The sequence below is a fragment of the Vibrio splendidus 12E03 genome (genome assembly GCF_000272105.2).
GTDB lineage: Bacteria > Pseudomonadota > Gammaproteobacteria > Enterobacterales > Vibrionaceae > Vibrio > Vibrio splendidus_I.
This window is the reverse complement of the sequence record NZ_AJZD02000110.1, coordinates 1-305: the sequence shown is the minus strand read 5'-3', so window position 1 is coordinate 305 and position 305 is coordinate 1. Positions and strand designations below refer to the sequence as shown.

The 305-nt window shown below is 47.2% G+C and carries 1 pseudogene; it reads right to left on the bottom strand.

Annotated features, from left to right (window positions below):
* A pseudogene (locus tag A142_RS09040) lies at positions 1-305 on the bottom strand (IS21 family transposase); the annotation flags it as partial.

The window sequence follows — 305 nt, the reverse complement described above, 5'->3', positions numbered from 1 at the left end:
GAGTAGTAATGACGGCGATATTCGATGTGATAGTCAGGGCCAACTTTGGCTCGCTTAGTTTCGGTATACAGGTAACGCTGCTTAGGCAATGGCTTTAATGCAGGTTTGTCGAGTTTATCGAACAACGCTTGGCGGCTAGCGCCATACTGTTTCATCTTACGCTGATTTAACTCACTCATAAGTTCGCGAATGGCGAGATTCAACTCTTTAAAGGTATGGAAGGTTTGGTGTCGCAGCCGCATCATGATCCAGCGTTCCACTAGGAGCACGGCATTCTCTGCCTTGGCTTTGTCTTTCGGTTTGTA